The organism is uncultured Thermomonas sp., assembly GCF_937872235.1.
GTDB lineage: Bacteria > Pseudomonadota > Gammaproteobacteria > Xanthomonadales > Xanthomonadaceae > Thermomonas > Thermomonas beijingensis.
Genome location: NZ_CALMPC010000007.1, coordinates 1 through 13,145 on the forward strand (window position 1 = coordinate 1; position 13,145 = coordinate 13,145).

Sequence of the window (13,145 nt, forward strand, 5' to 3'; positions counted from 1 at the left end):
CTGGGCAATGCTTACCAGCAACAGCTGGTACGTGAAGTGGAAATCTCTGGCCGCCATTTGGCGGAAGGCGTGCCCAAGATCATCACCATCAACTCCAATGAAGTGCTGGAAGCCCTGCGTGAACCGCTGGCCGGTATCGTTTCGGCGATTCGCCTGGCGCTGGAACAGACCCCGCCGGAGCTGTGTGCCGACGTGGCCGAGCGCGGCATCGTGCTGACCGGTGGCGGTGCACTGCTGCGCGATTTGGACAAGCTGATTTCAGAGGAGACTGGCCTGCACGTGCAGGTCGCCGATGACCCGCTGACTTGCGTGGCACGCGGTGGCGGGCGTGCGCTGGAGTTGGTGGATATGCATGGCAACGAGTTCTTTGCACCCGAGTGACCGTGTTCGCCGGGCGGATGCGTGCGTGATGTGCACATCCGTGTTGCCCGCAAAAGTGGGCGGATCTTGCTACTTTCACCGCTGCTTTCACCGACGCCACCACCGTGCCCAGCCCCGCCAGTTCCCCTGCTGCCCGTCCCGGTGAAGTCGCCGGTGTGTTGCGGTTGCTGGTGTTTCTGATTCTGGCCACTGCCTTGATGGTGTTGGATCATCGCGGCGGCTGGTTACGCAGCCTGCGGGTGCAAGCCGAGGCGGTGGTGCAGCCGTTGTGGTGGCTGGCCGGGCAACCGGCGCGGATTGGCACGGTCTTGCGCGAAAACGCGGTCACCCATGTGCAATTGGCCGATGACAATGCGCGGCTGCGCCAAGCCCTGTTGTTGACCGAAGCCCGCAATGCTCGATTGCGCACCGCAGCGGCTGAAAACGCGCGCCTGCGCGGATTGTTGGACAGCGCCGAGCGTGCGCGGTTGGATGTGCAATTGGCAGGGGTCCTGGATCTGGATCTGGACCCCACGCGCCAACGCCTGATACTGGACGCTGGCAGCAACAGCGGTGTGCGCGTGGGGCAAGCAGTGATTGATGCCGGCGGGTTGATGGGGCAAGTGATTGCGCTGACCCCCACCACTGCCACCGTGCTGCTGTTGACCGATCCCGACCACGCCGTGCCGGTGATGGTGGCACGTACTGGCGTGCGCTTGATGGTGTATGGCACTGGCCGCAGTGATGCGCTGGAATTGGCCGATGTGCCGCTGTCGGCGGATGTGCGCACCGGAGATGTCCTGTTGACCTCGGGTCTGGGTGGGCGCTTTCCGCAAGGGTTTATGGTCGGTACTGTGCAAGCCTTGCGCGCCGATGATAGTCGTGCCTTCCTCAGGGCCGATGTGCGGCCCGCGGCCCAGCTCGATCGTGGCCGTGATGTGTTGCTATTGCGCGGTTACAAGCCGGTGGCAGTGCAAAGCGTACCCAAACCGCCGGCGTCCAATGTGGTCGTGCCCAGAACGACGAGTCAGCCGACCCGGTCCCCTGCGTCATGAGCCGCCAACGCAATGGCTGGGTGTTGCCGGTCAGCTTGTTGCTGGCCTTGTTGCTGGGGGTGGTGCCGTTGCCGGATTGGTTGCAACCGTTGCGGCCGTACTGGTTGGCGCTGGTGCTGGCGTACTGGCTGCTGGAAGTGCCTGATCGAGTCGGACTGGGTGTGGCATTTGGGCTCGGGCTACTGGCAGATCTGGCGTTTGGCGGATTGCTGGGCGAGCAGGCGCTGCGGCTGGTGGTATTGGCCTTCATCATGGAACGGTTTAGGCCACGCCTGCGGTTTTTCCCGATGTCGCAGCAAGCATTGACGCTGGGCGTGCTGTTGCTCAACGACCGCGTGATCAGCGGCGTGGTCCATGTGGTGATGGGGGTGCCACAACCAGCCCCTGCCTATTGGCTGGCACCGCTGCTGGGCATGCTGTTGTGGCCGCCGCTGCATCTGTTGCTGGACAGCCTGCGTCTGCGTCGACAATGAAGGTCCGTGCCCGCCTGATCAAAGACCACATCGCCGAAGCTGCGCAGTTTCGCTGGCGCGCGCTGGTGGGTTTTGTCGCAGCGTTGCTGGGACTGGCCGGATTGGGTGCTTGGTATTTCCATCTGCAAGTGGTGCAGCACGATTTGTACGCCACGCGATCGGAAAACAACCGCTTGCGATTGGTGCCGGTGGCCCCGGCACGTGGCTTGATCTACGATCGCAAAGGTCGCATTTTGGCCGACAACATCGCCACTTGGCGGTTGGATGCGGTGCCCGAGCGCGCCGGGGATGGCGTGGCCTTGTTGGCCAGTTTGCAAGGTGTGGTAGCGCTGGATGGCGAGCAGCAAGCACGCTTTCTGCGCGAGTACAAGTCGGCGCGCCCATTCAAGCCAGTCAGCCTCAAACTGCGTATCAGTGACGACGAGGCCGCACGCTTTGCGGTCAACCGCTGGCGCTTCCCGGGTGTGGATTTGGTGCCGTACCTGGGGCGGGTGTACCCATATGGCGCACTGTTCTCGCATGTGGTGGGCTATGTCGGACGCGCCGATGAAAAAGATCTGGCGGGATTGGGGGATGCCGGCGGTGCATATACCCATGTTGGCAAGTCCGGTCTGGAGCGCTATTACGAAGCGCAGTTGCGCGGCAAGCCCGGCTACCGGCGGTTGGAAACCAATGTGGCGGGGCGTACCGTGCGGACGTTGGACACGGTACCGGCCACACCCGGCACCGATTTGCGGCTGTCGATCGACGCCGACTTGCAGCAAGCGATGACCGATGCCTTCGGTGAGTTGGAGGGCTCGGCAGTGGCGGTCGATCCGCGCACCGGCGAGATCTTGGCGATGGTCAGCCTGCCCACCTTCGACGCCAACCTGTTCGTCAATGGCATCAGTCACGCAGATTTCGAAGCACTCAACAACAACCCTTCGCGGCCACAGTTCAATCGCGTGGTACTAGGTGGCGTTGCCCCCGGTTCGACGGTCAAGCCAATGCTGGGGCTGGCCGGGTTGGATAGTGGCCTGCGGCGTCCGGAAGACAAGATTTTATCTACCGGCATGTTCTACCTGCCCGGACAAAAACGTGGCTATGGCGACTCCCACCGGGGTGGCCACGGCTGGACCGATTTGCGCAAATCCATTTACGACTCGGTCAATACCTACTACTACAAACTGGCTCTGGATATGGGTATCGCCCGGGTTGACCAGTACATGGGGCACTACGGATTTGGCCGGCCGACTGGCGTGGATTTGGCTGGCGAAATTGGCGGAATCTTGCCCTCACCCGAGTGGAAGGCGAAAAACGCGCCCAAGCAAGGCAAATGGTACCCCGGCGATACGGTGATCACCGGCATCGGTCAAGGCTTCTGGAAAGTCACCCCATTGCAACTGGCACAGGCCACCGGTGGTTTGGCAAGTGGTTGGCTGCGGCCACCACATCTGGTGAAAGACATGCGCGCCGATTTCGATGCGCCGTGGCAACCGGTACCGCTGAAACCGGCAGTGCGCATGACCAATAACCCGGCGCATCTGCAAGCAGTGCGCGAGGGCATGATCGGCACCGTGCATGGCCCGGGCACCGCCACCAATATCCGCCCGGGCCTGACCTATTTGATCGCCGGTAAAACCGGTACCGCGCAGGTCGTCAGCCGACGCGGAGATGCCGCCATCAATCCGCGCAACCTGCCCATGCATCTGCGCCATCGCGCATTGTTTATCGCGTTTGCGCCGGCCGATGCGCCGACCATTGCGATCGCGGTGGCGATTGAAGGGGGTGGTTACGGGGCTTCCACGGCGGCGCCGATTGCACGCAAGGTGTTTGATGCGTGGTTGCTGGGTAAAAAGCCAATCCCGCCGGTACCGGAGGCGGGGGTTGTGTCAGCTGCAACCGCGCCACCGGATTTTTCCAATGTGCGCGGCAGCCCTGATGCCCAACCGCCAGCACCGGAGGAGCCTGCGCGATGAAATTCCTGTTGCGATGGTTGTTGGAATTGTTGCTGCGTTTTACCCGCAGCCTCGACCTGCCGATGCTGGCCGTGTTGTTGGCCTTGATGGTGATTGGCTTGGCCACCCAATACAGCGCCAGCAATGAGTCCGTGCGTGGCGTGACGATGCAGGGCGCGTTCTATTTCGTCGGCTTGCTGGCGTTATGGGTGAGTTCCAGAGTCCCCATGCACCTGCTCAAACAAGCCACCCCGGCCATTTTTGTATTGTCGTTGGTGCCGATGGTGCTGGTGCTGTTCATCGGTGGCGGAAAGTACGGTAATCACTGGATCAAGCTCGGATTTTTCAATGTGCAGCCAGCCGAGCTGTGCAAGCTCAGCCTGCCGATGATGCTGGCCTGGCATTTCGATCGTTTCCGCCTGCCGCCACGCTTCATGGTGCTGCTGGGTGGGGTGGCGATCATCGCACTGCCGGTAGGCTTGACCCTGTTGCAGCGGGATTTGGGCACCGCCGTGCTGATCATGGCCACCGGCGTGTTTGTGCTGTTTCTGGCCGGTACCTCATGGTGGTGGTGGGGAGCCGCGGCAGTGTTGGGCGGCGGCGGGTTTGCGTTTGCCAAGCTGGCACCGATCGAATGGCTGTCGTTCCTGCGCCCCTATCAACAAGACCGTATCCTGACCTTCCGCAATCCCGACAACGACCCGATGGGCGCGGGCTGGAACATCCTGCAATCGCAAATCGCCATCGGCGGCGGCGGCATGACCGGCAAGGGCTGGGGCCAGGGCACCCAATCGCATCTGAATTACCTGCCCGAGCACACCACCGATTTTGCGTTCTCGGTATTGTCCGAGGATTTTGGCTGGGTTGGCGTAATGGTGGTGCTGGCGCTGTATGTATTCCTGATCGGACGGTGTTTGTGGATCGCTGCGGATTCGCGCGATGGCTATGCGCGGATGCTGGCGGGTGCGATTGGTTTATCGTTATTCGTGTATGTGATGGTCAACGGCGGCATGATTTCCGGCCTGTTGCCGGTGGTGGGTGTACCGATGCCGTTAATCAGCTACGGCGGCACATCGGCGGTCACCATATTGCTGGGTTTCGGCGTGGTGATGGCACTACGCGCGCACAGGCCGGTGCATCGCTAAGTTGTGCTGTTGGTGGTGATCAGGCGAGTCACCGCAAGCGCAACTTCATGCGGGTGTTCCGCAATCGACATATGCCCGCAATTGTCCAGCAGTACTTGTTCGGCTTGCGGGATTTGTGCGGCGTATATCGCCATTGCACTGGGGTCGATCACCGCGTCTTGTCGCCCCCACAGCAACAGGGCAGGTTGGTGGATCTGCGAGGCCTCTGCACCGGGCAACATCGCGTCATCGGTACGCCCGATTTTTTCCAATACCGACTGTTCGAAATCAGCATCATTGCGGCGCTGCTGGATCAGAGCACTCGACGCTGGCCACGGGATCCATGGCTTGGCATCGGCGCAATGAAACACGGTATCGATGTAGCGCCGCAACGATGCGGCATCACTGACCGCAAACGGATTCTCGCCGGCCAACACCGCAAGCCCAAAGTGATTGTCGGCAAATCGCACGCCAGCAGCATTGAACAGGCCCACGCGGGCAATCTGTTGCGGGTAACGCGCCGCCACCAACGCAGCAATGCCCCCCCCCATCGAATGCCCCAGTAAAACCACCGGCTGTTGCGGTGACAGCGCCGCGATCAAGGCAGCCACATGCGCGGCCTGTTCGGCAAACCCGTACACCGCACCGGGCTTGCGCTCGGACTCGCCCCAACCGGGTAAATCCGGGATCAGCAAGCGATAGCGGGTGTCCAATACTCGCGCCAGCGGGTACCAATTTTCCTTGCTGCCGGTGAAACCGTGCAGCATCACCACGGTGAGGGCGTCGCCAGCTTCGCCCTCGCGGCTGGCATACACCCAACGATGCCCTGCCGCAGTGACCGTTGCGCGTCGAAGGCCTGCGGCGCGGCGCAGGCGCGTGAATTCGGCGCGAATCAGCCACCAGCGCTGGCGCCACAGCAAGATGGCGGCAATCGCCACCGTGCTGGCCACGGCGGCAGCGATGACGCCACCGTGCAGGGTCAACATCAGGCAAACACCGGCTTACTTGCTGGCAGGTGCCGGCTGCACCGGTGGCTTGGCCGGGTCTTCGATCATCGGTGCCTTGACCGGGCCACCCACCACGGCAGGTTTGTCTGCAGAAGGTGCCGTCGCGGCCGGGTGCATGTGTCTGGCGGTGTCCAGGATGGTTTGCACGGAACCTGCGGTAATCGGGTGCGAGCCGGGCTTGGCCTTGGCGAACGCTTGTTCGGCAAACGCCAATCCATCCGGCGTCACCACCAGCGCTTTGTAGATCGGCAGAATCAATTTGCGCCGGCCCACACGTTCGATGAACTTGCCCATTTCTTCGCGCGCCGCGGTATAGCCACTGCGTTCTGTCAGCGGATACCAGCGCATCGCGATTTCGCCGTTGGGCGTGCCGGTGAAGTGATAGGCTTCATCCAGTTGGGTCAGCTGTTCGGGCTTGAGCGTAGCCGGCATCGATTCCAGAAAGTGCACCCATTCCTGTGTGCTCCATGCACCGGTGATGCTCTTGTCGGGCAATTTGGCACTGCCCTGCCACGCAATCCGCGCCGCATTGACGGTGGCAAACTTGCCTGATTCCACCCGCGGTGCATTGCCCGGAATGCCCGGTTCATACAGCCACTGGTCGACTTCCTGCATCGTCACCACATTCGGGTGTTTGTCGATCAGATTAGTCTTCAGATAGTCGCGGAATTGCTGGGTGGTGATGCTCTGGAACGAGAAGTGGTTGAAGTAGCTTTTCAGCCACGGATCGAACACCTCACGGCCAAAACGCTTCTCCAGAAATTCGAGGAACCACGCGCCCTTGGTATAGACCGTCGCGCTGGACTGGTCATCCGGATCGGCCAGCGTGCCGGGTTTGAGCGAGAGCCGTTGCAGCTTGGGGTCGAGGGTCTTGAATTCGGCCTTCAATTCGTCGCGGTCGATCACTTCTTCCATGTCGGCCATGTCGCGGCCATACAGCGCTTCGGTGATGCGGCTTTGCACATAGGTGGTGGTGCCTTCGTTGAGCCAGCTGTCCTTGTCGGTGGCAAACGTCACCAGATTGCCCGACCAGCTGTGCGCCAACTCGTGCGCCACCAGCGACACCAGGGATTTATCCCCCACGATCACGGTGGGCGTGGCGAAGGTCAGGCGTGGGTTTTCCATGCCGCCGTACGGGAAGGTGGGTGGCAGCACCAGCAAGTCATAGCGGCCCCAGCGATACGGCCCGTATAGGCCTTCCGCGGTGGTGATCATTTTTTCGGTGTCTTCAAACTCGTGCTCGGCCTTGTCCACCATCGCCGGTTCCGCCCACACGCCGCTGCGTGCGGAGATCGGCTTGAACACCAAATCACCGGCCGCAATCGCCAGCAAATACGACGGAATCTTTTGCGGCATCTTGAAGCTGTAATCGCCATCGCGCACCGCGTTGGGGTCGTTGTCGGCGCTCATCAACACCATCGCGTCTTTCGGCGCGGTGATGTGCGCGCTGTAAGTGAAGCGCACCTGCGGCGTGTCTTGCAGCGGCACCCACGAACGTGCGTGGATTTGCTGCGACTGGCTGAACATGAACGGCTGCTGCTTGCCTTCGGTCATCGCCGGTGCCAGCCATTGCAGGCCAGAAGCATCGGGCGATGTCACATAGGTGACACGCACCTTGGCCGGGCGCGAGGGGGTTTCGATGGTGAGTGCGCTGCCCAGGATCTTGTCTTTGTCCGAGAGCACAAATTTCAGCGGCATCCATGTGCCATCGTTGCCGAGTGCTTCGGCTTTGGCGATGGTCAGATCACGCGTGTCCAACACCAGTTGCGTGGCGGTTTTGTCCAACCAGTCCAGCGTGTAGGTTGCGCTGCCGCTGAGTTCTTTCTTGTCGAAATCCAGCGCCAGATCCAGTGCGATATCGGTGATGCGCACTTTCTCTGGCTGCGCGTAGGAATGCTCATCCACCACTCTCTCGACGCTGGCGGCAGGCCCGGCCTGTGCTTGGGTTGCAGATTGCGGGGCTTGATTGCCTTGGCAGCCACTGGCAACCAAGCCGAGCGCGGCGGTGATGGAGACGCTGAGAATTAGCTGGCGCATGGGCACAATCCGGTAGCGGAAATGCCGAGTTTATCGCCGCTGGCAGGTATTCGTCGCATTCGCCTTGTCGGCAAGCCCCCCTGCCGGTTGTCATGACCGCCTTCGGCACTACCCCGTAGCCAGGCGCAAACGCAGTGTGGATGCCCGCAAAACACTCCGGATGCGTGGCCGCCCCTGCCATCAGTCATGGCAACCCTGCGCGCAAGCGCCGCATCCGATTGAACACTCGATCTGGTTTGGAGAATCCGCTTGAAACTGCATGCACTGACCGCTGCCTTGTTGTTGTGTTGCCCGTTCGCACAAGCAAAAAAAGCACCCCAAGCGGTGACGGCTGTCGATCCCGAAGTGGCCATTGCTGGGGGGCGGATTCCACTGTTGCAAGGCGACATCAGCATCGATGGCAAGCTCGACGATGCCGCATGGCAAGGCGCGCTGGTGCAGGAGATTGCCTATGAAATCCAGCCCGGTGACAACAGCCCCGCACCGGTCAAGACCACGGTGCGGATTGGCTACACCGCTGACGCGTTGTATGTCGCGTTTCATGCACTGGACACCGACCCCTCCAGGATTCGTGCCCATCTGGGCGATCGTGATACCGCGTTCAATGACGATTGGGTGGGCGTGTTCCTGGATACCTTCAACGACCATCGCCGTGGCTACGAACTGATCGTCAATCCACTGGGCGTACAGGCCGACCTGATTCGCGATGAGACCAATGCCGACAACCAGGAAGACCCGAGCTGGGACGGGATGTGGCAAAGCGCTGGCCAGCGCACCGCCGATGGATATGACGTTGAAATCAGGATTCCGTTTTCCACCCTGCGCTTTCCTGCCGGTGGCAGCGATCAGCATTGGGGCATCTCGCTGTTTCGCAGCTGGCCGCGTGACAAGCGCCATCAACTGGCCAGCCACAAAGTCCCGCGTGACTCCAAATGCTTCCAATGCGAATGGGGCCAATACGAGGGCATGGCCGGCGTACATCAGGGCCGCAATCTGGAAGTGGTACCCACGCTGACGGTGGGCAAAACCCAAACCCGGGATACCGCCGGTGCGCGCTGGGACAGTGGCAAAACCAATATCGAGCCGGGGCTGGATGTGAGCTGGGCACCGTCGCCGGCAATGACCTTGAACGCCACCCTCAATCCGGATTTTTCACAGGTTGAAACTGACCAATTGCAGCTCAATTTCAATGATGGCTTTGCGCTGTTCTACCAGGAAAAGCGCCCGTTCTTTCTGGAGGGTGCGGACTATTTCAGCAGCCAGTTCAATGTGCTCTACACCCGCCAGATTGCCGATCCGGATTTTGGTCTGCGCCTGACCGGCCGCACCAGTAGCGGCGCGTATGGCGCCATCGTGGCGCGTGATGCCACCACCTTGCTGTTGGTGCCGGGTGTGCAGGGCTCCGCCTTCGAGCAGTTGGATCAAAAGGCCAGCGTTGTGGTCGGCCGCTATCGGCATGACTTCAACAAGCAATTGAGCGTGGGTGTGATCGGCACCTTCCGCCGTGGCGATGACTATGCCAATAACGTGGCGGGGGTCGATGCACGTTGGCAGCAAGGCCCGCACACCGCATCAGCGCAGTTTTTGCACAGCCAGTCCGAATACCCGGCCAGCATCGTGGATGGTTATAAGGATGAATTGGGCAACGATGCCACGCCGTCCGGCAATGCGTGGCGCGCCCAGTATGCATTCAGCAACCGCAACTGGAATCTCACCGCGTGGCATATGGCGATCAGCCCGGGCTTCCGTGCGGATTTGGGGTTCATGGGCCAGGTAGGCTACGAAAAATCACTGCTCGGCGGCGGCCACAATTGGTATCGCGATGACAAGGCGTTCAACCGCATCAATGTCTATGCCGACTTCGACATCACCCATCGCTTTGATGGGCAGTTGCTGGAGCGCGAATTGGAAGGCAAGGTCAACGTGCAAGGACCCATGCAAAGTGGGCTGACCCTGCACGCATTGACCCGCTCGCGGTTTTGGAAGGGCAGGTTGTTTGATGAGCATTACGCTGATTTCAGCGGCAGCTTCCGGCCACTCGGCAACGTGCAGGTGGGCATGAATCTGCAAGTGGGGACGCTGCTGGATTTGACTGCCGAAAAAACCGGCCGGCGCAGCATGCTGGAAGTCTTTGGCAATGCCGAACTGGGGCGCGGGGTGGCACTGAATTGGGATGTGGTTTTGCAGCGCATGCACCGTGATGGCGGTATCGCCTTCACCGCCAAGGTGCTGAATGCCGGCGGCAGCTGGCAATTGGATCCGCACCAACGCCTGCGGTTGACCTTGCAAGGTAGCCAGATTCAACGCGATCAGGCGTTGTATGTGGATACCGTCAACCAGCGTGCGCGCGACTGGGCGGCGCAGGTGGTGTATTCGTACAAGCTCAACCCGCACACGGCGTTGTATGCCGGGGCTGCGTATGGCGCGTTCATGGACGATGACCACCACGAGCTGTTCGGCAATACGCGCAGCGTGTTTTTGAAGATGAGCTATGGCTGGCAGCCGTGAGTCTGCACCGATAGGTCGCACGCATGGCGTGCCCGTACGGGAAATCCGAAGCCCCGCAGGCGCGGCCCTTGGCCGCGCCCACCGTGGCGACACAGCATCATCCCAACTTCGACAACCGCAACTGGAACAGCACCTTGGTCACCAACAGGCGTTCTTCGATGGGTTTGAGCACCAGGTCATTGGCGCCCTCGCGCAATAGCGCGGCCTGGTTATCGCGATTATCGTCGCCGGTCATCATCACCATCGGCAATTTGCGTTTGCCATAGCGGAACGCGGCACGAATCTGGTTGAGTAGATCGCGGCCACTGAGCAGGCCTTTCAGATATACATCGCTGAGGATCAGGTCGGCACCCACGTCACCATCGCTGCGGCCGATGTATTTGTGCAAATGATCCAGCGCTTCCTCCACGCTGACCACATGCAGCACTTGTAGGGATTGCCGCTCCAGCATGCGCTTGGTAGCCACCGCAACCACCCGGCTATCTTCCACGTACAGTACACGCGCACCGTCGATGGGGGCGGGTTGCACATAGCCACGAATGAACGCGGCCAAGGCTTCTTGCCCCAGCGATTTGTCGAAGTAGTCGGTGATGTCTTCGGTGAAAGCGCGGGTTTCCAATGCTTCCTGCGCATTGCCGGACACCACGATCACGGGTACATACGCTTGGCCCGCAGCTTCGCGCACCACCCGTGCCAGCGCCAAGCCATCACCATCGGGCAACACCAGTGCGGTGGTGACCAGATCCACGCTGCCCTCGGCCAGGGCGGCACGCGCCTCGGTCAATCCGGCGCAGCCCACCACATCGGCGCTGGGCAACTCCTTGCGCAGAGTGTCGCCAATCAGTTTGCGTACCAGCTTGCTGCCATCGACCACCATTACCCGGGGGGCGTCGCTGACGACATGGCGCAGATCGTGCTTGTCCGCCATTTCATGCCCTCCTTGGACGGTTTTGCCGCAATTGGTGGCCGGTGACCAGCCCAGCCCCCAGCCAGCCTAACAGGCTGGCCCCCACCAGTACGGCGGCAATCGCCAATGGGTCTAGCCCCTGCAATGCGAAGCGACTGCCGTAGCGTGAGGCCAGATCGGCCAGTGGTTGCCGTAGCGCCCATTGTGCCGCAGTCAGAATTGCCAGCGCCAAGCCGCCTGCGGCAAGCCCGTACCACGCCCCCAGATACAGGAAGGGGCGACGCACAAATCCATCACTGGCACCAAGAAGTTGCAGCACACCGATCTCCTCGCGGCGCGACTGGATATCCAGCCGCACGGTATTGCCCACCACCAACAGTGCGCCCAAGCCCAGCAGCACAGCCAGGACTTGCACTGTACGCAGGGCAAACGCCAGCCATGCCTGCAAGCGGCCGCGCCATTGGGCGTCAAATTGCACGCGGTCAGTCTCGGGCAGGGCTTGTGCGGTGGTGATCAGCGCGCTGATATTTCCTGTGCGCGGGGTCACTTGCAACACGGGCGGCAATGCAGCGCGAGCGGCATCCGCACCCAGAATGTCGATGGCCGCGGCCAGATCTTCGCGCTTTTGCATGTCCGCCAGTGTTTGCTCGGGGCTGATGGTTACGACCTTTGCCACATCCGCACGCTGCTGCAGGGAGTGCACTACGGCTTGGGTCTGTGCGACGTCGGTACCGGGTTTCAGGTACAGCGTCACGCGATGGCTGGCATCCACCTGTCCACTCAGGGTGGCCACATTCTGCAGGACCAGCCACAGCCCCAGCGGCAGGGCCAGCGCCAGTGCCATCACCGCAATCGTCAGACAGCTGGCCCACGGCGTGCGCAACATCCGGCCGAGGCTGGCGGTCAGGCTGAAGCCGTGATGGGCAAGCCACGCGCCGATGCGGCTGGAATGGGTGGCAGTGCTGCGCTCATTCATCGACCAGATCCTCCGGTGCGATGTCATCTTGCAGGCGGCCTTTGTCCAGCACCAACACCCGTTTGCGCATGTGCTTGACCAGCCGTAAATCATGGCTGGCTACCAACACGCTGGTGCCGCGTTCGGGCAGCGAGGCAAACAGGCCCATGATTTCGGCCGATAAACCCGGATCCAGATTGCCGGTGGGTTCGTCGGCAATGAGCAGGGCGGGCTCGGCGACCACCGCCCGCGCAATCCCCACTCGTTGCTGCTCGCCGGCTGACAGTTGCGAGGGCAGGGCCCGTTCGCGCGCGGCCAGGCCGAGTTTGTCAAGGATGCTGCGCACCCGCTTGTTGATTTCGACGCGCTTCATTCCGCGCAGCACCAATGGCAGCGCCACGTTGTCGGCGACACTGCGGTCCATCAGCAATTGGTGGTTTTGATACACCACACCCAATTGGCGGCGATGTCCGGCGATGCCGCCACTGCGCACCTTCAGCAGGTTGCGATCATCAAACAGCACCGCACCGCGGCTGGGGCGTTCGACCAACTGGATCAATTTCAACAACGTGCTTTTGCCAGCGCCCGAATGGCCGGTGACAAACAGCATCTCACCGGCATCCACCGCAAAGCTCACCTCGGCCAACGCAGTGTGGCCGCCGGGATAGGTCTTGCTGACAGTGTCAAAACGCAGAACCGGCATGGTGGCGATGTGTTCAGGCGTGTGGCGAAGGTATAGCAGTATCGCCCGTTGCCAGCGGAACGGCTAGCGCCGGCCGTCG

Annotated in this window: 9 protein-coding genes and 2 pseudogenes; 6 read left to right on the top strand and 5 right to left on the bottom strand. The window is 61.4% G+C overall.

All coding sequences use genetic code 11. The annotated features are described in order from the left end of the window. The 5 genes and pseudogenes from QWB57_RS00625 to rodA all read left to right on the top strand — a co-directional run. A partial coding sequence (locus QWB57_RS00625) for a rod shape-determining protein (protein WP_288967882.1) occupies window positions 1-381 on the top strand: 381 nt, incomplete at its 5' end. Window positions 382-485: 104 nt separating this feature from the next. Then, window positions 486-1,334, top strand: a pseudogene (mreC, locus tag QWB57_RS00630) (rod shape-determining protein MreC); the annotation flags it as partial. A 77-nt stretch (window positions 1,335-1,411) separates the two neighbouring features. Beyond that, window positions 1,412-1,888, top strand: a complete 477-nt coding sequence (mreD, locus tag QWB57_RS00635; RefSeq protein ID WP_223629644.1) for a rod shape-determining protein MreD — start codon at window positions 1,412-1,414, stop codon at window positions 1,886-1,888. Then, window positions 1,885-3,723, top strand: a pseudogene (gene mrdA, locus QWB57_RS00640) (penicillin-binding protein 2); the annotation flags it as partial. The gene mreD and the pseudogene mrdA, both read left to right, overlap by 4 nt. A 119-nt stretch (window positions 3,724-3,842) precedes the next feature. Next, complete coding sequence (gene rodA, locus QWB57_RS00645) at window positions 3,843-4,970, top strand: rod shape-determining protein RodA (protein ID WP_223629645.1); 1,128 nt, start codon at window positions 3,843-3,845, stop codon at window positions 4,968-4,970. On the opposite strand, the gene QWB57_RS00650 is transcribed toward rodA, so the two are convergent. Both QWB57_RS00650 and QWB57_RS00655 read right to left on the bottom strand, forming a co-directional pair. Continuing rightward, complete coding sequence (locus tag QWB57_RS00650) at window positions 4,967-5,935, bottom strand: alpha/beta hydrolase (RefSeq protein WP_223629646.1); 969 nt, start codon at window positions 5,933-5,935, stop codon at window positions 4,967-4,969. The two genes, rodA and QWB57_RS00650, sit on opposite strands and share 4 nt — an antisense overlap. Before the next feature lie 15 nt (window positions 5,936-5,950). Beyond that, window positions 5,951-7,993, bottom strand: a complete 2,043-nt coding sequence (locus QWB57_RS00655) for a M1 family metallopeptidase (RefSeq protein ID WP_288967885.1) — start codon at window positions 7,991-7,993, stop codon at window positions 5,951-5,953. Between the two features lie 249 nt (window positions 7,994-8,242). Between QWB57_RS00655 and QWB57_RS00660 the strand changes: the two genes are divergently transcribed. Next, the gene (locus tag QWB57_RS00660; RefSeq protein ID WP_288967887.1) at window positions 8,243-10,501 is read left to right on the top strand and encodes a DUF5916 domain-containing protein; all 2,259 of its coding nucleotides are present in this window, start codon (window positions 8,243-8,245) and stop codon (window positions 10,499-10,501) included. A 97-nt stretch (window positions 10,502-10,598) separates the two neighbouring features. Here the strand turns inward: QWB57_RS00660 and QWB57_RS00665 are convergent, their stop codons facing one another. From QWB57_RS00665 to QWB57_RS00675, 3 genes are read right to left on the bottom strand one after another with little or no spacing between them, the layout of a single operon-like run. Then, a complete protein-coding gene (locus tag QWB57_RS00665) occupies window positions 10,599-11,429 on the bottom strand; it encodes a response regulator (protein ID WP_223629649.1) in 831 nt (276 codons plus the stop codon). 1 nt (window position 11,430) lies between these two features. After that, on the bottom strand, window positions 11,431-12,384 hold the full coding sequence (gene ftsX, locus QWB57_RS00670; protein ID WP_223629650.1) for a permease-like cell division protein FtsX: 954 nt from the start codon (window positions 12,382-12,384) through the stop codon (window positions 11,431-11,433). Continuing rightward, window positions 12,377-13,066 (bottom strand): ATP-binding cassette domain-containing protein, encoded by a 690-nt coding sequence (locus QWB57_RS00675; protein ID WP_223629651.1) that lies wholly within the window; start codon window positions 13,064-13,066, stop codon window positions 12,377-12,379. The genes ftsX and QWB57_RS00675 overlap by 8 nt, the downstream gene beginning before the upstream one ends. Window positions 13,067-13,145 lie beyond the last annotated feature (79 nt).